The 19,404-nt window shown below is 58.9% G+C and carries 15 protein-coding genes; all 15 read left to right on the forward strand.

Annotation, left to right across the window (positions count from 1 at the left end; all coding sequences use genetic code 11):
- Nucleotides 1–13: 13 nt before the first annotated feature.
- The 15 genes from P5540_13760 to P5540_13830 all read left to right on the forward strand — a co-directional run bounded on the left by P5540_13760 (nt 14) and on the right by P5540_13830 (nt 19,313).
- Nucleotides 14–1,666, forward strand: a complete 1,653-nt coding sequence (locus P5540_13760; GenBank protein HRT65881.1) for a peptide-binding protein — start codon at nt 14–16, stop codon at nt 1,664–1,666.
- A gap of 240 nt (nt 1,667–1,906) precedes the next feature.
- Nucleotides 1,907–4,183, forward strand: coding sequence for a GH92 family glycosyl hydrolase (locus P5540_13765; protein ID HRT65882.1), 2,277 nt, complete (start codon nt 1,907–1,909; stop codon nt 4,181–4,183).
- Between the two features lie 13 nt (nt 4,184–4,196).
- Complete coding sequence (locus tag P5540_13770) at nt 4,197–5,057, forward strand: alpha/beta hydrolase (protein ID HRT65883.1); 861 nt, start codon at nt 4,197–4,199, stop codon at nt 5,055–5,057.
- 247 nt (nt 5,058–5,304) lie between these two features.
- On the forward strand, nt 5,305–5,679 hold the full coding sequence (locus P5540_13775) for a serine kinase (GenBank protein HRT65884.1): 375 nt from the start codon (nt 5,305–5,307) through the stop codon (nt 5,677–5,679).
- A gap of 13 nt (nt 5,680–5,692) precedes the next feature.
- Nucleotides 5,693–6,445, forward strand: coding sequence for a PHP-associated domain-containing protein (locus P5540_13780; protein HRT65885.1), 753 nt, complete (start codon nt 5,693–5,695; stop codon nt 6,443–6,445).
- Nucleotides 6,438–6,983, forward strand: a complete 546-nt coding sequence (locus tag P5540_13785; protein ID HRT65886.1) for an ATP-binding protein — start codon at nt 6,438–6,440, stop codon at nt 6,981–6,983. The genes P5540_13780 and P5540_13785 overlap by 8 nt, the downstream gene beginning before the upstream one ends.
- A gap of 100 nt (nt 6,984–7,083) precedes the next feature.
- Nucleotides 7,084–7,611, forward strand: coding sequence for an NAD(P)H-dependent oxidoreductase subunit E (locus P5540_13790; GenBank protein HRT65887.1), 528 nt, complete (start codon nt 7,084–7,086; stop codon nt 7,609–7,611).
- Between the two features lie 30 nt (nt 7,612–7,641).
- Nucleotides 7,642–8,013, forward strand: coding sequence for a (2Fe-2S) ferredoxin domain-containing protein (locus P5540_13795; GenBank protein ID HRT65888.1), 372 nt, complete (start codon nt 7,642–7,644; stop codon nt 8,011–8,013).
- Between the two features lie 60 nt (nt 8,014–8,073).
- Complete coding sequence (gene nuoF / locus P5540_13800) at nt 8,074–11,145, forward strand: NADH-quinone oxidoreductase subunit NuoF (GenBank protein ID HRT65889.1); 3,072 nt, start codon at nt 8,074–8,076, stop codon at nt 11,143–11,145.
- Between the two features lie 30 nt (nt 11,146–11,175).
- Nucleotides 11,176–12,948, forward strand: a complete 1,773-nt coding sequence (locus P5540_13805; GenBank protein ID HRT65890.1) for an NADH-dependent [FeFe] hydrogenase, group A6 — start codon at nt 11,176–11,178, stop codon at nt 12,946–12,948.
- 168 nt (nt 12,949–13,116) lie between these two features.
- Nucleotides 13,117–14,583, forward strand: a complete 1,467-nt coding sequence (locus P5540_13810; GenBank protein ID HRT65891.1) for a sulfatase — start codon at nt 13,117–13,119, stop codon at nt 14,581–14,583.
- A 16-nt stretch (nt 14,584–14,599) separates the two neighbouring features.
- Nucleotides 14,600–15,568, forward strand: coding sequence for a hypothetical protein (locus P5540_13815; protein HRT65892.1), 969 nt, complete (start codon nt 14,600–14,602; stop codon nt 15,566–15,568).
- A 260-nt stretch (nt 15,569–15,828) separates the two neighbouring features.
- Nucleotides 15,829–17,106, forward strand: a complete 1,278-nt coding sequence (locus P5540_13820; protein HRT65893.1) for a DUF362 domain-containing protein — start codon at nt 15,829–15,831, stop codon at nt 17,104–17,106.
- A 144-nt stretch (nt 17,107–17,250) separates the two neighbouring features.
- Nucleotides 17,251–18,801 (forward strand): hypothetical protein, encoded by a 1,551-nt coding sequence (locus tag P5540_13825; protein HRT65894.1) that lies wholly within the window; start codon nt 17,251–17,253, stop codon nt 18,799–18,801.
- Between the two features lie 362 nt (nt 18,802–19,163).
- A complete protein-coding gene (locus tag P5540_13830; GenBank protein HRT65895.1) occupies nt 19,164–19,313 on the forward strand; it encodes a hypothetical protein in 150 nt (49 codons plus the stop codon).
- The last annotated feature ends 91 nt before the right edge of the window (nt 19,314–19,404 follow it).

Genomic DNA, 19,404 nt, shown 5'->3' on the forward strand with positions numbered 1-19,404 from the left:
GAGCCGAACAGCGATGAAACGAGATGCCGTTTTCTGTTTTCTTGTGGTATTGTCGGGGTTTTTGTTGTCGGCTTGTGGGGGGACATCGCCGCAGGCTACGTCTCCGCCCGATCCGCAAACAACGGCCATTCCCCAAGAGATCGGATCGCCCGTGGATGGCGACTGGCTCGTGCAGCGCCTTTCCAACGAACCGGCGCATCTCAATCCGCTGACATCTTCGGACGCGTATGCTTCGGGGATCATGTCGTTTATTTTCGATTCGCTGATCGAACGTGATAACGCCACGCTGGCTATCAAGCCTAGCCTCGCCGAATCGTGGGACATCGCGCCGGACCACTTGACGTATACGTTCCGTTTGCGCAAGGGAGTCGTTTTTTCCGACGGACAACCCTTGACCGCCCACGACGTCAAGTTTACCTTCGACAAACTCATGGATCCGACGACGGATGCGGCGGCCTTGCGCAATTATTACCAGGATGTAACCTCCTGCGAAATCCTTGACGAACACGCCATTCGGTTTGTGTGCAAGAAACCCTATTTCAAACACCTTACCATGCTGGGCGGCTTGCGCATCATTCCCCGGCATGTCTATGCGGAAGGCGATTTCAATTCGCATCCGAACAATCGAAAACCCGTCGGTTCCGGCCCGTATGTTTTCGAGAAATGGGAGACGGGCCTGCAAATCGTTCTTGCCCGCAATGAAACGTATTGGCAGGAAAAGCCGCATATTCTGAAATATGTCTACAAGATCATTACCGATGCGACTGCGGCGTTCCAAGTGCTCGATCGCCAGGAACTGGACACGATGACGCTTACGCCGGAGTTGTACGTGAACCGTGCGTTGAAACCCGAATTCCAGGCGAAATTCGCCACCTGCAAATATTCCGCGCCGATGTACAATTATGTGGGATGGAATTTGCGCAGGCCTTTGTTTCAGGACAAGCGGGTGCGGCAGGCGCTGACAATGCTGCTGGATCGCCGGCTCATTCTTGACACCATCTATTATGGGCTGGGCAAGGAAGTCACCGGCGAGGCCTTCGTCGAAAGCCCCGAATACGACCCCTCGATACAGCCGCTGCCCTTCGATCCCGCGAAGGCGAAACAGATGCTCGACGCGGCGGGCTGGATCTATTCCGAAAAAGACGGCGTCCGTATGAAAGACGGCGTGCCGTTCCGATTTGAAATGTTGATTCGGGCGTCGTCGCCGGAAGCGGAACAAGTCGCCACGGTATTCCAAGAGGAATTGAAACGGGCGAACATCGCCATGAAGATCCGGCCGCTCGAATGGGCCACCTTCCTGCAAAGCGTGGACGGGCGCAATTTCGACAGCGTTATTCTCGGCTGGTCCATTCCGCCCATTGAACAGGATCCCTATCAGGTGTGGCACAGTTCACAGGCGGAAAACGGATCCAATTTCGTGGGCTTCGTCAATGCGGAAGCGGACCGGATTATGGAAGAAGCGCGGCTTGAATTCGATGAGCCGACCCGATTCAAAATGTATCACCGATTTCAGGCGATTCTGTACGACGAGCAACCCTATACGTTCCTCTTCTGCCTTCAGGAGTTGGACGCGGTCCACAAGCGATTCCAGAACGTGAACATTTACAAATTCGGCTTGGATTCGCGTGAGTGGTGGGTTCCCGCCGGCGCCCAGAAATACCGCTGAGGATTATACGATGATTGATTTCCGTCCGGATTACATTGAAAGAAACGGGCATGGGCCGCGACCTCAATCGCTTTTCCTTCCCGAACCCCAAGATGGAATGGTGAACGTATGAGGCGCGTTGTTCGTTTCTTTGCCCGTAACTTCTGTGCTGGGAGCGCAGAAAGGGCGGACAAAAAAATCACACCTGTGATTGGGCCATTGCGGCGGAGCCGCCTTGGGTGGATTGCGTGCGTTTTGATCGTGTTGGCTGCGTTACCGGTGCTCGTGTCGCTTGGGTTTATCGGCCATTATTACAGCATCGTCCTGCGCGCACCGGGTAATTTGAAGACGGGTGTGGCGCCCGGGGAACTCGGTTCGATGGTCAACGTGTTCGCGGCGACGGGGGGATATCCGTTTCTGTGCGCGCATGACACGCCCGCGGCGACGACGCCTTTCGGTATGGTGCGCCTCGCGCCGGACACCGCTTCGACCTGGTTCAACTGGAACGGGTTGAACCGGTCGGGCTACTTCTACGGCGACAACAAGATCCTCGGATTCAGCCACACGCGGCTGGTCGGCGCGGACGCGCAGGAGGGGGGCGTATTCCGCATCTTGCCCGCCGTTGAATCGCGTGCGCAAAGGCTCCATGCGAAAGACAGGCGTTATGCCAAATTTTCGCACCGCGAGGAAACGGGCTTTCCAGGCTACTATGCCGTCCGGCTGCCCAAGGATGACGTTCTAGTCGAATTGACAGCAACGCCGCGCGTGGGCGTGCACCGCTACACGTTTCGGAAGCCGGAACGGCCGCATTTGCTCATTGACATCACAAGCGGCATCGGCAAACAACGCTGCGAGGACGGCGTGGTCCTGATCAAACCGTCCGAACAAGCCATCGAGGGTTCCGTGAGGATATTCGGCTCGTTTTCGGGCCGGTATGGCGGACTCGATGTGTACTTTGCCGCGCGTTTCAGCGAACCGTTCGCGACCTACGGCACATGGAAAGAGGGACGGCCGGCGCCAGGCGCGGATGGCGCGGCGGGGAAGGATATCGGCGCGGACTTGGGTTTCAATGCCAAGACCGTCGAAGTGCGGCTGGCGCTCTCCCATGTGAGCATCGAAAACGCGCGGCAGAATCTTGAAGCCGAAGTCGCCGGCAGGACCTTCGATCGAATTGTGGATGAGGCCAAGGACGCATGGGAAAAGCGGCTTGCCACCATCCGTGTCGAAGGCGGATCGAAGAAGCAACAGCGAATATTTTATACGAACCTGTATCACGCGTTTCTCATGCCGACCACCTTCAGCGATGTAAACGGCGACTACCTTGGTTTCGACAACGCGGTCCACAAGGCGGAAGGATTTACGTATTACACCGATTTCTCGCTGTGGGACACGTGGCGTACGGTTCATCCGCTCTACAACCTGATCGCGCGCGCCGACGCGCGCGACATGATGATCTCGCTCGTGGACATGGCGAAGAAAGGCGGCGCCCTGCCGCGATGGCCTTCGGGCCGCGGCTACACGAACTGCATGCTCGGCACGCCCGCCGACATCGCCGTCACGGAGGCCTACCTCAAGGGCATTCGCGGTTTCGACGTCGAAGCCGCCTACCAGAGCATGCGCCAGGTGGCATTGACGGGACCGCCGGAAGGATCCCGCTTTGCGGGACGCCACGGCCTGGAATGGTATCTGCGCCTGGGTTATTGCCCGTCGGACAAGACCGGCGACTGCGTGGCGGCCACGCTCGAATACGCCTATGAGGATTATGGCATCTCGCTCTTGGCCGAAGCGCTGGGATACAAGGAAGACGCGGAACTCTTCAATAAACGATCACGCAACTATCGCAATACATGGAACCCGGCCACGCTCTATTTCGAGGGAAAAGATTCGGGAGGCGCTTTCCCGAAGGAACGCAATCACCATATCCTGAGTTATGTTGATTTCAAGGGCCGGTACACGCGTGCCTACTGCGAGGGCAGCGGCGAGCAATGGCGCTGGTTCGTGCCCTTCGATCCGGAAGGCCTGATGGCGTTGTTCCCCAGCCGCGAGACCTTTGTCCAGGAACTCGAAACCTATTTTGAACGATCGCGCGCGGGCATCGGCGAGTTGCCGAGCGCCTATTACTGGCATGGCAACGAACCGTACATCCACGCGCCGTACCTGTTCAATGCCGCGGGACGTCCCGACCTCACCCAAAAATGGGTTCGCTGGATTTTGGACACGAAACACAGCGACGACTACATTGGTCTCGACGGCAACGACGACGGTGGAACCTTGTCGTCGTGGCACACGTTTAGCGCGCTCGGTTTCTATCCGCGCGCCGGCACGACGCGCTACGAGCTCGGCGCGCCGTTATTCAAAAAGGCGGAAGTTCGGATTGACGGCAAGTCGCTAACGATTGTCGCGGACCATTACGGGCCCAGAAACATGTACGTCAAGAAAGTCACGCTGAACGATAAACCGCTCGACCGCCTCTATTTCACGCACGATGAAATCGCCGAAGGCGGAACGCTACGCTTCGAGATGAGTGCGACTCCGTGAAAAAGGGTGAAGGATGAAGGATGAAAACGTCGCTCGCAACCCGAAGCGCGATGTGGCCAAACACATGTTCGCAAGCATGATTACGATTGCCGTTCTTTCCCTTGCGGGATTCATGGCCCTGCTGTTCTTCGCGCAACGCCGGCTTGTCTTTCCCGTGTCGCGCGAAATATACCGAACGCCGGATCAGGCGCCTTACCGGCTCATCCACGAGGATCTGTATCTGCCCGTTTCCGGCGGCAAGATCACGAATGCGTGGTTTTTCCCTTGCGACAACGCCCAGTACACCGTGTTGTTCTGCCGCGGCAACGGCGGCACGCTGTCCGATTGGCTCGACGCGGGCGTTATGTTCCATAACGCGGGCTTTGCCATTCTCCTCTTCGATTACGGCGGTTACGGACGCAGCACGGGCCGCCCGTCCGAATCGCGCCTGTACGAGGATGGACGCGCCGCATGGCGATGGCTCACGGAGGCCCGCAAGATTCCTCCCCGGAACATTGTCCTTATCGGCCACAGCATCGGCGGGGGCGTGGCCGCGCAACTCGCCACCGAAATCACGCCCGCCGCCCTGATTTTGCAAAGCACGTTCACTTCACTGCCGGACGTTGCCCAGGAAATGCTGCCCTTCCTGTATGTCAAGCCGTTCATCCGCGACCGTTTCAATACGATCGCCAAACTCGCGCGCATATCATGCCCGCTGCTTGTGGTGCATAGCCCCAACGATTCGTTGATTCCCTTTGCCCATGGGCGTGCCCTATTTGATCGCGCGCGCGAACCGAAACGCTTCCTCGAAATCAGAGGCGATCACAACGACGGTATGTTCAGTGCTAATTATTTGAGCGGTATTGCCTCGTTTATTGCTTCTTTGGCCCGGTAGGCGGTTTCCATCTATTGTGCGCGATTTTGTGCATAAATTACACATGGGAGATTTATGCACATGGGTTGCGATAAAAAGCCATGGCGTCCCCTCTTGTAAACTCTTTTATTACCGTATTTTATCCAGATAGATGGAGGGCTGTATTTTGGCATGGCGCTTGCTCTAAATAGTTTGTGAAAATTTTAACAGCTCGTTTCGAGAGGTCGCTGGCAGCCTGCGAAGCAGCGGTTTCAAGGAGAATCAGGGCATGAACCTGAAAGAGATGGCGGACGCATTGGGACTGGAATGTCTGACGCCGGAGGTCTCGCTGGACAAGCCGTTGGTTGTGGCGGGGGGCTATTCATCGGATCTGCTCAGCGATGTGCTGGCGCATGCGCCGCGGGGCGGGGTGTTGATTACGATCCAAGTTCACATGAACGTCATCGCGGTGGCGGTTCATGCCGAATTGTCGGCGGTCATTTTTCCGGCGGGACGGCGTCCGGGCGAGGATGTCCGCACGATGGCGGTGAAGGAAGGGATTGCGTTGTTCGCGACGCCGGAGTGTGCGTTCGATGTGGCGGGACGTCTGTATGCGTTGGGCTTGCGCGGCACGCATGAGGAGTCGTGCGCCGGCGGACGGTAAAGGATGCGCGGCAGTGAGACGCTTCACGGCGGACTTGCATATACACACGGCGCTGTCGGCGTGTGCGGATGACGAGATGACGCCGCCCGCCATTGTGGCGGCGGCGTTGAAACAGGGTTTGGACATGATAGCGATCTGCGATCACAACAGCGCGGGCAACGCGGCGGCGGTTCAGGCGGCCGCCGGGGATGCGCTTTCGGTGATTGCCGGCATGGAAATCACGACGGCGGAAGAGGCGCATGTATTGGGCTTGTTTCCCGATGCGGCCTCAGCGGAGGCGGCCGGCGGGGAAGTGCGCGAGACGCTTCCCGCCGTTCGAGACGTGACGAAAATGTACGGACGGCAAATCGTGATGGACGCGGCGGGCCGGATGCTGGATGTGGACGGCCGCATGTTGTTCATGGCGTCCGGGTTTCCATTGAGCGATGCCATTGCGCTTATCCGGCGCAACAGGGGATTGGCGGTCGCTTCCCATGTGGATCGTCCTTCCCATTCGGTAATCAGCCAACTCGGCCTGTTTCCGGCGGATGCCGGCTTCGACGGAATCGAAATATCGGCGGCGGGCATGGACAACGGGCGCGAGTCCGAATTCGAATCGCTGGGTTTGCCCATGGTGTCCTCGTCGGACAGCCATTTCTTGGGCGATATCGGATCGTGCCGCACGTTTTTCACGCTGAACCAGGCCACGTTCGACGAGTTGATGCGAGCGTTTCGCGGAGAAAGCGGACGGCGCATTACGGGGCGGGAGGGCGGCGTCCGTGTATGAATTGTCGCTGCACATCCTCGATTTGATCGAAAACGCCATTCGGGCCGATGCGTCGGTCATCGCCGTGACAATTACGGAACGACCGCAGGAGGATCGAATCGAAATTCTTGTCGAAGACAACGGAACCGGCTTGCCGGTGGCGCCGGAGAATGCGCTTGATCCGTTCTTCACCACCAAGGAAGGAAAGCGGACAGGGCTTGGGCTCAGTCTTTTTCGCGCGGCGGCGGAACAGGCCGGCGGCTCGCTTGTCATCGAAAAGTCGCCATTGGGCGGCGTGGCCGTCCGGGTCACGATGCGCCTGAAGGACATTGATCGAAAGCCGTTGGGCGATCTGGCCGCCACGTTGTCTTCGGTGGTCTGCACAAATCCCCACCTGGATCTCTGGTGTCGGTTCAGCACGGTCAATGGCGAATGCACGGTGCGTGTATCGGATATCGCCAAGGAATTTGGCGCGAACGAACGTTGCGGCTTGGCCATCGCGCGGAGGGTTTCGGAAAAGATTCGTTGCGGGCTCGCGGCCATCGGGAGTTCGGCATGAGGAAAACAGCCCATAGTCAGTGGCGTGTGGTGCTGAAGATAGAAGTACGCCGTTTTTGGAGAGGCGATTGGCAGTGGCCAAACAAGAAAGGAAGAAGGAAATGACGGAACAGAAGGGATGTTGCACGTGCGGCGAAGAGGCGTCGTTGGATGAACTCCTCGTCCGGCTCGACGAAGTTATTGCCGAGTACCGCGACAAGCCCGGGGCGCTGATCCCGGTCTTGCAGATCGCGCAGGGCATCTTCGGCTATCTGCCGGAAGAGGCGCTGAAAAAAATCAGCTTGGGACTGAACAAGTCGTACAGCGAGGTGGCGGGCGTCGTCGGGTTTTATTCGTTCTTCTCGACGGTGCCGCGGGGCAAGCACATGATCCGCGTGTGCCTGGGAACGGCGTGCTATGTGCGCGGCGGCAAGCAGGTGCTCGACGCGATCAAGCACAAACTGAACATTGACGTCGGCGGGACGACCGAGGATCGGACGTTTTCGCTCGATGTGGCGCGGTGCTTCGGCGCATGCGGACTGGCCCCCGCGATCATGATAGACGAGGAAGTCCATCAACGGGTAAAACCGGCCAAGATTCAGGCTATCCTCGATCAATATAGGGAACCAGCCATGGCGGCGGCGAAGTAGGCCGCGGGCGAATCAATAAGGAGAACAACCATGTCGAAGAAAATAGCGAGTCCCGCGGATCTCAAGGCCATTCGCGACAAGGCCAAGGCCGAGGTGGATCTGAGAAGCGGTCCGAAGGAAATTCAGATTACCGTGCACATGGGCACCTGCGGCATCGCGGCCGGCGCACGTGACGTCATGTCGTGCCTGATGGACGAATTGGACACAGCCAATGCCGACAACGTGACGCTGCGGCAATCGGGCTGCGCGGGTCTGTGCGACCGTGAACCCATGTTCACGCTGACCGACAAGTTCGGCCAGACGTTTCGCTACGGCAAACTGGATCGCAACAAGGTTCATCGAATCGTGCAGGAACACATCCTGACGGGCAATCCTGTCGTGGATTATCTGATTTCGAGGTAACGGTTGGCGCAGTAGGCGCTTGGACAACGGAAGCGCGCCGGTTCGAGGAACCGGGCGCCAATGAAGAAGGAGTTGGACAGCATGGGCAAGAAACGATCGCACATTCTGGTGTGCGCCGGCGCGGGATGCGTGGCTTCGGGTGCGCTCGAAGTCAGCGCGGCCATCCAGACGGCGCTTCAGAAGGAAGGCTTGGCGGACGAGGTCAGCGTCATCGAGACCGGATGTCTCGGACCTTGCGCGGTGGGACCAGTCATGGTGGTGTATCCCGAGGGTGTGTTTTACCAAGGCGTGAAACCCGCCGATGCGGAAGAAGTGGTCAAAGAGCATTTGTTGAAGGGCCGCATCGTCGAACGGTTGGCGCACAAATCGGTGTCGGCGCAAATCGTTCCGGCGCTGTCGGAAATCGGATTCTTCCGCGAGCAGACCAAAGTCGTGCTGCGGAACTGCGGCGTAATCGATCCGACGAATATTGACGAGTACATCGCGCGGGACGGCTATCAGGCGCTGGCGAAGGTGCTCACGGAAATGAAGCCCGAAGAAGTCATTGACGTCGTAACGAAGTCCGGCCTGCGCGGGCGCGGCGGCGCGGGATTCAGCACGGGCATGAAATGGAATTTCACGCGCAAAGCGCCGGGCGACAAGAAGTACGTGCTGTGCAATGCGGACGAGGGCGATCCGGGCGCGTTCATGGATCGCAGCGTGCTCGAGGGCGATCCGCACAGCGTGATCGAAGCCATGGCCATTGCGGCCTACGCCATTGGTTCGGACCAGGGTTATGTGTATGTCCGCGCCGAATATCCCTTGGCGGTCGAACGGCTCGGCAAGGCGCTCGAGCAGGCGCGGGAGTACGGTCTGCTCGGCGAAAACATCATGGGCACGGGGTTCAATTTTGATCTTGAAATCCGCATGGGGTCGGGCGCGTTCGTTTGCGGCGAAGAAACGGCGTTGATGACTTCGATAGAAGGCAACCGCGGCGAGCCGCGTCCGCGTCCGCCGTTTCCGGCGATCAAGGGCCTGTGGGGCAAGCCGAGCCTGCTCAACAACGTCGAAACCTATGCCAATATTCCGGTGATTATCCTGAAGGGCGCCGAATGGTACGCCTCGATGGGCACCGAAAAGAGCAAGGGCACCAAGGTGTTTGCGCTGGCGGGCGCCGTCAACAACACCGGCCTCGTGGAAATTCCGATCGGCACGCCGCTGGGTGAGATCATTTACGACATCGGCGGCGGCATTCCAAACGGCAAGAAATTCAAGGCGGCGCAAATGGGCGGCCCCTCGGGCGGTTGCATTCCAAAGGAACATCTGAATGTGCCGGTGGATTATGAAGCGCTGACGCAATTGGGCGCGATTATGGGTTCCGGCGGCCTTATTGTCATGGACGAAGACACGTGCATGGTGGACATGGCGCGATTCTTCCTCGATTTCGTGCAGGACGAGTCCTGCGGCAAGTGCCCTCCGTGCCGCATCGGCACCAAGCGCATGCTCGAAATCGTCACGCGCATTTGCAACGGCGAGGGTGTCGAGGGCGATGTCGAAAAACTCATCGAACTCGGCGAGCAGATCAAGGACACGGCATTGTGCGGACTTGGCCAGACAGCCCCGAATCCGGTGCTTTCGACCATTCGTCACTTCCGCGAAGAATACGACGAGCACATCCGGCAAAAACATTGCCGCGCCGGTGTGTGCCCCGGCCTTGTGCGCGCACCGTGCATGAGCGCGTGCCCGGCGAACGTTTACGTGCCCGGTTTCGTTTCGCTCGTGGCGGAAGGCCGGTACGAGGAAGCGCTAAAACTGCACCGGGAAACCAATCCGTTCGTTTCGATTTGCGCGCGTGTGTGCTTCCACACCTGCGAGGACAAGTGCCGGCGCAGCAACCTCGACCAGCCCGTGGCCATCCGCGGCGTGAAGCGGTTCATGGTCGAGAAGGAAACCAGTGTGCAGATGCCGAGTGTGCGTGAAAATCCCGCCAACGCCAAACGCAAGATTGCGATTGTCGGCGCGGGGCCGGCGGGTCTGACGTGCGCCTATTTCTTGGCCCGTCTCGGTTATCGTCCCGATGTATTCGAGTCCGAATCGGTCCCGGGCGGCATGCTGGTCCAAGCCATTCCGGCGTACCGGCTTCCGCGGGAGGAAGTGGCGCGCGAGATTCGCATGATCGAAAAACTGGGCGTTTCCATCCAGACCGGCAAGCGTCTGGGCAGGGATTTCACCCTGTCCGGTCTGCGTGAACAGGGCTACGAAGCGGTATTCGTCGCCGTTGGCGCGCCGAAGGGGTCCAAACTGCGGATCGCGGGCGAGGATGCCGAGGGTGTCGCGGACGGGATGCAATTCCTGCGCGAGTACAACCTGACCGGAACGGCGAAGGTCGGCGAGCGCGTGGCGGTCATCGGCGGCGGCAATGCGGCCATTGACGCGGCGCGCACGGCTTTGCGCCTCGGCGCGAAATCGGTGACGATTCTGTATCGCCGTACGCGCGAGGAAATGCCGGCCTACAAGGAAGAGATCGAAGAAGCCGAACGCGAAGGCGTCGCGATTCAGACGCTGGTCGCTCCCGCTGAAATCATTGTCGAGAACGGCAAGGCCGCGGGGGTGAAATGCAACCGGATGTTCCTGGGCGAATTCGACAAGAGCGGCCGGCGCCGTCCGGAAGTGTCCGGCGACAGCACCTTCGTGCTCGAGGTGGATCAGGTTATTGCGGCCATCGGCCAATCGCTCGATACGGCGGAAGTGATGGACGGGGTTTCGTTGAATCTTACCGCGAGCAAATACATTGCCGCGGATCCGCTCTCCGGGCAAACCTCGGTGCCGTGGGTGTTCTGCGGCGGTGATGCGGCGACGGGTCCGATGTCGGTGGCGGACGCCATCGGTGACGGTGAACGCGCGGCGGTCGGCATTGACAAGTTCCTGACCGGCGAAGAACACGCGTTCTGGCGCGGCATCGAACAGGTGGACACCGAATTCGATCCGGATGCCGATCCGGTTGATTATCCGCGGGCGAAGATGAAGATGATCCCCGTGAACAAACGCAAGAACAACTTCAACGAAGTGGAAGTCGCGTTGACGGAATCGGCGGCGATTCGCGAGGCGAAACGCTGCCTGCGCTGCGACTACCGCTCGACGTGCGAAGTATAACCCGGCAAGCGCCGTTTGAGGAGAAAAAATATGCCAACGTTGACGGTTGACGATGTCCGGGTGGAAGTCCCGGAAGGAACATCAATTTTGAATGCCGCGCAAAAAGCCGGTGTCAAGATTCCGACTTTGTGTTACTTGAAGGATTTGCAGGCCATCGGCGCGTGCCGCGTGTGTCTGGTCGAAGTGGAAGGCGCGCGGACGCTGGTCGCCTCGTGCGTCACGCCCGTGACCGAAGGCATGAAGGTTTACACGCAGCGCAAGCGCGTGCGCGAGGCCCGCAAGACGGTGGTCGAACTGTTGCTCTCCGATCACCAGGGAGACTGCCAGACCTGCGCCCGCAGCGCCGACTGCGAACTGCAGGAACTGGCCGCCGATCTCGGAATCCGCGACATCCGTTTTCCCGGCGAGAAGAGTAAAAGTTTCATTGACAATTCGACGCCCGCTCTCGTCCGGGACAGTGGAAAGTGCATCCTGTGCCGCCGTTGCGTGACGGTCTGCCGTGAAACGCAGGGAGTCGGGGGACTCTTTGCGCAAAACCGCGGATTTGACACGGTGGTCGGCCCGGCGTTTTGCGGCGATCTCGACGACGTTGTGTGCGTGCAATGCGGCCAATGCGGCGCGGTGTGCCCCGTCGGCGCGATCACCGAGAAAGACCAGATTGCGGAAGTTTGGGCGGCCCTCGAGGATCCAACGAAGACCGTCGTGGTCCAGACGGCCCCGGCCATCCGCGCCGCGCTCGGCGAATGCTTCGGCAACCCGCCGGGCACGCTGGTCACGGGTAAGATGGTCAGCGCGCTGCGGCGGCTGGGTTTCGATGCTGTGTTCGACACGAATTTCGCGGCGGACCTGACCATTCTCGAAGAGGGGACGGAACTCCTTACGCGCCTGAAGAAGGCGTTGGTGGACAAGGAGCCCGTGGCGTTGCCGATGTTCACGAGTTGCTCGCCGGGGTGGATCAAGTTCATCGAATACTTCTATCCGGAAATGCTGCCGAACGTTTCGACATGCAAATCGCCGCAGCAGATGTTCGGCGCGCTGGCCAAGACATACTACGCCGAGAAGATCGGCAAGAAGCCGGAGGACATGTTCGTCGTGTCCATCATGCCGTGCACCGCGAAAAAATTCGAGAGTCAGCGGCCCGAAATGAACGCCAGCGGTGTGCGCGATGTGGACGTGGTCCTTACAACGCGCGAACTTGGACGCATGATTACGCAGGCAGGCATTGATTTCAACAGCCTGCCCGATGACAAAATGGATTCCCCGATGACCGAAGGATCGGGCGCGGCGGATATTTTTGCGAACACCGGCGGCGTGATGGAAGCGGCCCTGCGCACCGTCTACGAGATCGTGACCGGAAAACCGTTACCATTCGAGAACTTCCATGTAACGCCGATCGTCGGCCTCGAAGGCATCAAAGAAGCTGCGGTCACGTTCACCGAAACAGTTCCCGAGTGGTCCTTCCTGAAGGGCGTGACGGCGAGAGTCGCGGTGACGCACGGCCTTGGAAATGTCCACAAACTGATGGAACGGATCAAGTCCGGCGCGGCCACCTATCACTTCATCGAAGTGATGACCTGCCCCGGCGGCTGTATCGGCGGCGGCGGACAGCCCCGCATGACCGACAACAGCGTCCGCCTTGCGCGCATCGCCGCCATCTACAAGGAAGACGAGGGCAAACAGATCCGCAAGTCGCACGAGAATCCCGACGTTACCCGAATCTACAAGGAATTCCTCGGCGAACCCAACGGCCACAAGTCGCACCAACTGCTCCACACGAAGTACACGGAGCGTTCGCGCGTGTAATTTCGGATCAACGAGACACAAAGGCAACGAGGCGCAAGGGCATCCCCTCTTGCGCCTCGCTTTTTACTGGAAGACAAGATTTTACGGGTGTAATTGGAGGAGGGGCAAGTTGACTCTCCGGTGTGCCGGCGATAGCATGGGGCCGGACGGTTCAGGAGGAGCATCGCCATGCTGTCACGGAGGGATTTTTTGAAGGCTGCGGGACTGGGCGCGGCCTGTTGGGCCGGCCATGCGTGGAGCGCGGAATCGCCGGCCGTTCGACGCCCGAATTTCGTTTTTATCCTCGTGGACGATCTGGGCTGGCGCGACCTCGGCTGTTTCGGCAGCACGTTCTACGAGACGCCCCATCTCGACCGGTTGGCGAATGAAGGCGTGCGGTTCACCAGCGCCTACGCGGCATGTCCGGTGTGCAGTCCGACCCGTGCAAGCATCATGACCGGCAAGTATCCGGCGCGGCTGGGAACCACGGATTACTTTGGGGCGCCGCAACCCGACAAGGTCGCCCATCATTGGACCCAGAACAAGCCGCTGTTGCCCGCGCCGTATCTCGATCACTTGCCGCTGGAGGAAATAACCATTGCGGAGGCATTGAAGGAAGCGGGTTATTCGACCTTCTTCGCGGGCAAGTGGCACTTGGGCGGCGACGGATTTCTGCCCGAGGAACAAGGTTTCGACATCAACAAGGGCGGTCATCGTTTCGGCGGACCGCCGGGCGGTTATTTTTCGCCGTACAAAAATCCCAAACTCGAAAGCGGCCCGCCCGGCGAACATCTGCCCGCCCGGCTGGCCGAGGAAACGGTGCGCTTCATGCGCGAACACAAGGACGGGCCGTTTCTGGCCTATCTGTCGTTTTATTCGGTGCATGTTCCGCTTCAGGCGCGCGAGGATCTGAAGGCGAAATACGAAAAAAAAGCGGCGGCGCTGGATTCCCAAGAACCGGTGTGGGGACGGGAAGGCGACAGGGATGTCCGCATGGTGCAAAGCCATCCGGTGTATGCCGGCATGGTCGAGGCGATGGATCAGGCCGTGGGAAATGTGCTGAATGCCCTGGACGAACTCGGCATCGCGGACAACACCATCGTGTTCTTCATGTCGGACAACGGCGGCCTCAGCACCGCCGAGGGGCATGCCACCTCGAACCTGCCCCTGCGCGGGGGGAAGGGCTGGCTGTACGAGGGCGGCATTCGCGAGCCGATGATCGTGAAATGGCCCGGCGTAGCCCAACCGGGAACGGTATGCGGCGAGCCGGTCATCAGCACGGACTTCTATCCGACGATGCTCGACATGGCCGGCCTGCCCGCAAAACCACGGCAGCATGTGGACGGCATGAGTTTCGCCGGGTTGCTCAAGGGCGGCAAGAGGCCGAAACGCGATGCCCTCTATTGGCATTACCCCCATTATGGCAACCAGGGCGGAACGCCCGGCGCGGCGATTCGCGCGGGCGATTGGAAACTGATCGAATTCTTCGAGGAGCGTCCGCCGGAACTCTACAATCTGCGCGAAGACCTTTCCGAAAAGCGCAACATGGCCTCCGAAAAGCCGGAGAAAGTCCGTACACTCCGCGCCATGCTGCACCGCTGGCAGAAAGATGTCGGCGCCCGGTTTCCGACGCCCAATCCCGACGCAAAATCATGACGGAAAAGGAAAAACCTTGAACGATCGCATGGTGCGCAGAAAATTCCTGAAAGGCGCGCTGGCCGCCGGTATGGCATCCGGGGCCGGCCCGGAAGAACGGGCGTTTCTCATGCAATTGTCGCAGACGGACGCACAACGCCCCGCGCAACCGTCCCGTGAATCATGTCCGACAGGCGCGATCGGAAACCTTTCCATCAGTCGCGTGATTTGCGGCGGAAACCTGATTGGCGGCTGGGCCCACAGCCGTGACCTCATCTATGTTTCGCGCTTGTTCAAAGCCTACAACACCGACGCAAAAATCATGGAAACGCTTCAGGTTTGCGAAGAGCACGGTGTCAACGCGATCCTTACAAATCCCGTTTCCGGCCCTGTAATCAACCGTTACTGGCGCGAGCGCGGCGGAAAGATACAATGGATTTCCGAAGTGCATCCCATGCCGGCCAACGTCAAAGCCAGCGTAACGGCCGTGGTGGACAACGGCGCCTGCATGGCGTATATTCAGGGCGCGGTGGGCGATCGGCTGATCAAGATGGGACACCTCGATACCCTCGCGCAGACCGTCGAGTTTATCAAGGCATGTGGTGTGCCTGCCGGGGTCGGCGCCCATTCCCTTGACGTCGTGCTCGAATGCGAAAAAGCGGGCGTCAATCCCGATTTCTATGTCAAGACGCTTCACTCCAACGACTATTGGTCACGTCGGCGGCCCGATCAGCCCACGGAAGTCATCGAAGATCGCCACGACAATTTCTGGTGCCACGAACCGGAAAAGACCATTGCCGCGATGAAAATGGTCGAAAAACCATGGATCGCGTTCAAGGTGCTTGCCGCGGGCGCCATCCCGCCGGAAATCGGTTTTCGTTATGCCTTTGAAAACGGGGCGGACTTTATTTGCGTGGGCATGTTCGATTTCCAAGTCGCCGAAGATGTTGCCGTCGCGCGAAGAATTCTCGCGGAAACCCGGCGCGAACGTCCTTGGCGGGCGTGAATATTCACGCGCCGATAATTCCGGTTTGGATGCCGGACCTGCCCTGAATCCTGGTCATGATTGCGGCAGGAGACCGAAGACTTTGTCCGCGAAGCGGATGATCGAATCGAACGGACATTCCATTTTCTCGCAGCCGATGAGGAAATGTATAATGGAACTTCACTTTGGCGCATTTGCAGGCACGGTGACCGGGCAACGATATGCGGCCTGACACGGGCCAGGAAACAACGCGGACGGATTGACGGTTCCCAGGAAGAATCATGGCAATCGAAAAAAGGCTGGCCCCGAACCCGTTTGAGGTGGACAAGGCGGCGCCGCGTGTTTTTGTGACATGGGGCGCGGGACCTTATGAGAACACGCGCAACGTTCTGCAGCGCATCGATCTGTCTCCCGCCGCCGGACGCAGGGTCTTGTTGAAGCCAAATGCCGGACGCCTTGTGGAGCCGTTGAAGGGTGTCAACACCCACCCGGAGGTCATTGCCGCCGCCATTGACGCCTTCCGGGAGGCCGGGGCCGATGTCGCGATCGGCGAAAGCCCCATCACGGGCGTAAAGGCCCTTGAAGCCTTTGATCTGTGTGGGATTACGGCCGTGGCCGAAAAGCGACACTGTCCGCTGATTGACATGGACGCGCGCCCCTACGTTCCAATGACCATTCCCGACGGCGTGGCCATCCACAACATCAAAGTGTGCCCGGAAGTATTCGAGTATGACATCATTGTGTCCATTCCCGTGATGAAGATGCACATGCACACAGGGGTGACGTTGGCCGTCAAGAATATGAAGGGATGCCTGTGGCGCCGCTCGAAAGTGGACCTTCACATGCTGCCGTCACTCCCCGGATGGAACGAAAAGCCTCTCGATATCGCCATTGCCGACATGTCGTCGGTGCTGCGGCCGCATCTCTCCATCATTGACGGCAGCATCGGCATGGAGGGTCTCGGCCCGAGCGCGGGCGAGGCGAAGGAACTCGGCGCGATTGTGGCCGGCGTGGATCCCTTCGCGGTGGATGCCGTCGCTTGCGAATTAATGGGAGTGTCGGCGATTGAAATTCCCCATCTTCGGATGGGCGCCGACCGGGGGCATGGCGTTATCAACGGCAGTAAGATCCACGTCTTGCCGGAAAACTGGCGTGATGCCGGCAACCCTTTCGCGTTGCCCCCGAAAAACCTCTCGCTCGAATTTTCAAACGTCAACGTGCTCGACGATCAATCGTGCAGCGCATGCCAGGCCAGCCTCATGCTGTTTCTCCGAAAACACGGGAAACGCTTGTTTGGCGAAAACGCGGAAAACGCAAGAGTACCCATTGCCATAGGGAAAGGCCACGCTTCCCTGCCGCCCGGCGCCCTCTGCGTCGGCAATTGCACGGCCAGGCACCGCGAAGGCAATCCTTTTGTCCCCGGATGTCCTCCGGTTGTAAGCGAGATTCTGAACGTCTGCAACGAGTATTTCAAGTTGGCGCCGGATGATCCAACCGTTCCGGACGCCAAGGCGGACCACGCATGCAAAACGGCAAAAAGATCGGACGATCGGCGATAATCCAATAGTGATCGGTTGCTCAAGAAACTCTATATTGAATCGTGTGGATCAACCGCGGAAAGATTCTGCCGCTGATCCCTTATTTTGATCGGATTGAAATTGGTGACCAAGGATTCATCTATCGCTGGTTATGGTTTACAGCCCATGTTGTCGGCAAGGGTGGAGAACACTACTTTTTCGGGGTCTTGGCTGTTGGCGGCGCTGGCGGCTATGATGATCTCGACCGGTGGAATGGCCGGCGAAAGACTTTGCGATCACGAGGCGGTGTTCGATGCGCAGGGGCGATTACTGCCGTGGACGTCCTATGACCGGATTGTTCGTGGGAGCATGGAATATGTGAAACACTGCTTCACGGTTCGAACAACGCTCGGCGACGATCCGTGGTTTCTTGTCACGTCGAGTCTGACGCCCGAGGCCACGTTCAAGAACAACCAGAACAACCAGGGATCGAACGTCTACTATGCCGCCGAGACGCTCGCGCGATATTACGCCTATTGCGGCGACAAGGATATTTTCAAGCCGGTTCGCCTCCTGCTTGACCGGGTGCTTATGTTCCATACGCCCGGCGATTGGGCATGGCCGAATGTTCCGCGCACGCAGGACGACACGCCGGACGGCGAATACACCGATGAAACCTCCGAGCCGGACAAGATGTGCATGGTCGGATCAGGGTATCTCCGGTTTTACAAACTGACCGGCGAAAGGAAGTATCTCGACGCGGCGCTGGAGATTGCGAAGACTGTCGCGGGGAAGATACGGGATGGCGATGCGGATCGATCGCCGTTGCCGTTCCGTGTGAATCTTAAAACAGGTGAAGTCCTCGAACCCTATTCGGCGAACATGGTCGCACCGGTCATCTTTTTCGATGCGCTGATGGCGCTGGGACACGGCGTGGACAACGCATTGCCGGAAAAGCGCGCGGTGCTTTGGCGATGGATACTCGAATATCCGATGAAAAATTACCGGTGGACCGGCTACTACGAGGACGTCAAGAACGACATCAACGCCAACCTAAACCAGCAAATTCCAATGGAAACCGCGCGATACCTGCTGCGTGTACGCGACGACGCCTCCGACTGGCGGACGCAGGCGCCCGCACTAATCGAGTGGGTGCGAAACCGTTTCGGCGCGACAAAACGCTTTGGCGCGACGAGCATCCGCGAGCAGGACGGCTGCTTCTTCGAAATGAGCAGCCACACCGCGCGTTACGCATCGGTCGTCGCGCTGTGGTACGGATTCACCGGCAAGCCCGAGGACCGCGAAGAGGCGCGCGCATCATTTGCCCTGGCGACGTATTCCGCATTCAGCAAATATTCGGAAGGCGAACGGGCCGTGAACTACGTCGGCCTCGGCTATGTTCGCCCATGGTTTTCCGATTCCTACGTGGACTATCTGCCTCACCTCATGGACGGCATGGCTGAAATGCCCGACATGGCCCCCGAAGACGAGAATCACATCCTTGGTTCGACCTCAACCGTCACCCAAGTCACCTACGGCAGGGACTGTATCGAGTATGAGACCTTCGACCCTCGGGGCGACGAGATCCTGCGAATTACTTTCAAGCCCGCCGTTCTAGCCGACGACAAACCCCTCGATCCCGCCCAATGGACCCACGGCGAATTCCGGGGCGTCTCCAACGTGTTGCGAATCCATCGTATCAACACGAAACGCGTTCGTGTCGAATCTGTCAGGTAGTCGCGCTTCTTCCGGTGTCTTGCCTGTTTCGAAAAGCGACGTGACGATGGCCAACGACGGCCATTGTTGTCTCCTGGATTTAATTCGACAATGGGGCCGAAGAATTAGGCTTGACCCGTGGACGATGCCGTCAGAAACCGCACATGGGGGCGGCGTCATCCCTGACGCAGATCAAATTGGGAGGGGGTAACGTGCCGCATTCACTTCTGAGGCAAGTCTTTTCCCGTGGCCATCAGCCGGATCGGTCGGATTTGTTTTTTATGATGTCGTTTTTTTTACGAGGCGCATGTAACGTTTTTTTCGACGCGTGGTATTTATGAATGAAAGCGGCAAGGAAGGCAGGATTGATTGGAGGTATGAACATGAGACATTTGCGAATCATGACGGTTGCCAAGGCCACGGACGACACGACGCCGGGCGATCAGATTTCGCGCATTTTGGGTCAGATTTTTTCGTTCGTGACGGATCTCATCGAGACGAAAGGCAAGTCGAATATCGCTCCAACCGCCTAAGGTGTATATCCATAGCCCCCCCCGAATCCCCTTCGTGGGTTCTTCCCCCAACGCACGGCGCGGTTGCCTACCCAGCAATCGCGCCCAATTT

It is taken from the genome of Candidatus Hydrogenedentota bacterium (genome assembly GCA_035450225.1).
GTDB lineage: Bacteria > Hydrogenedentota > Hydrogenedentia > Hydrogenedentales > SLHB01 > DSVR01.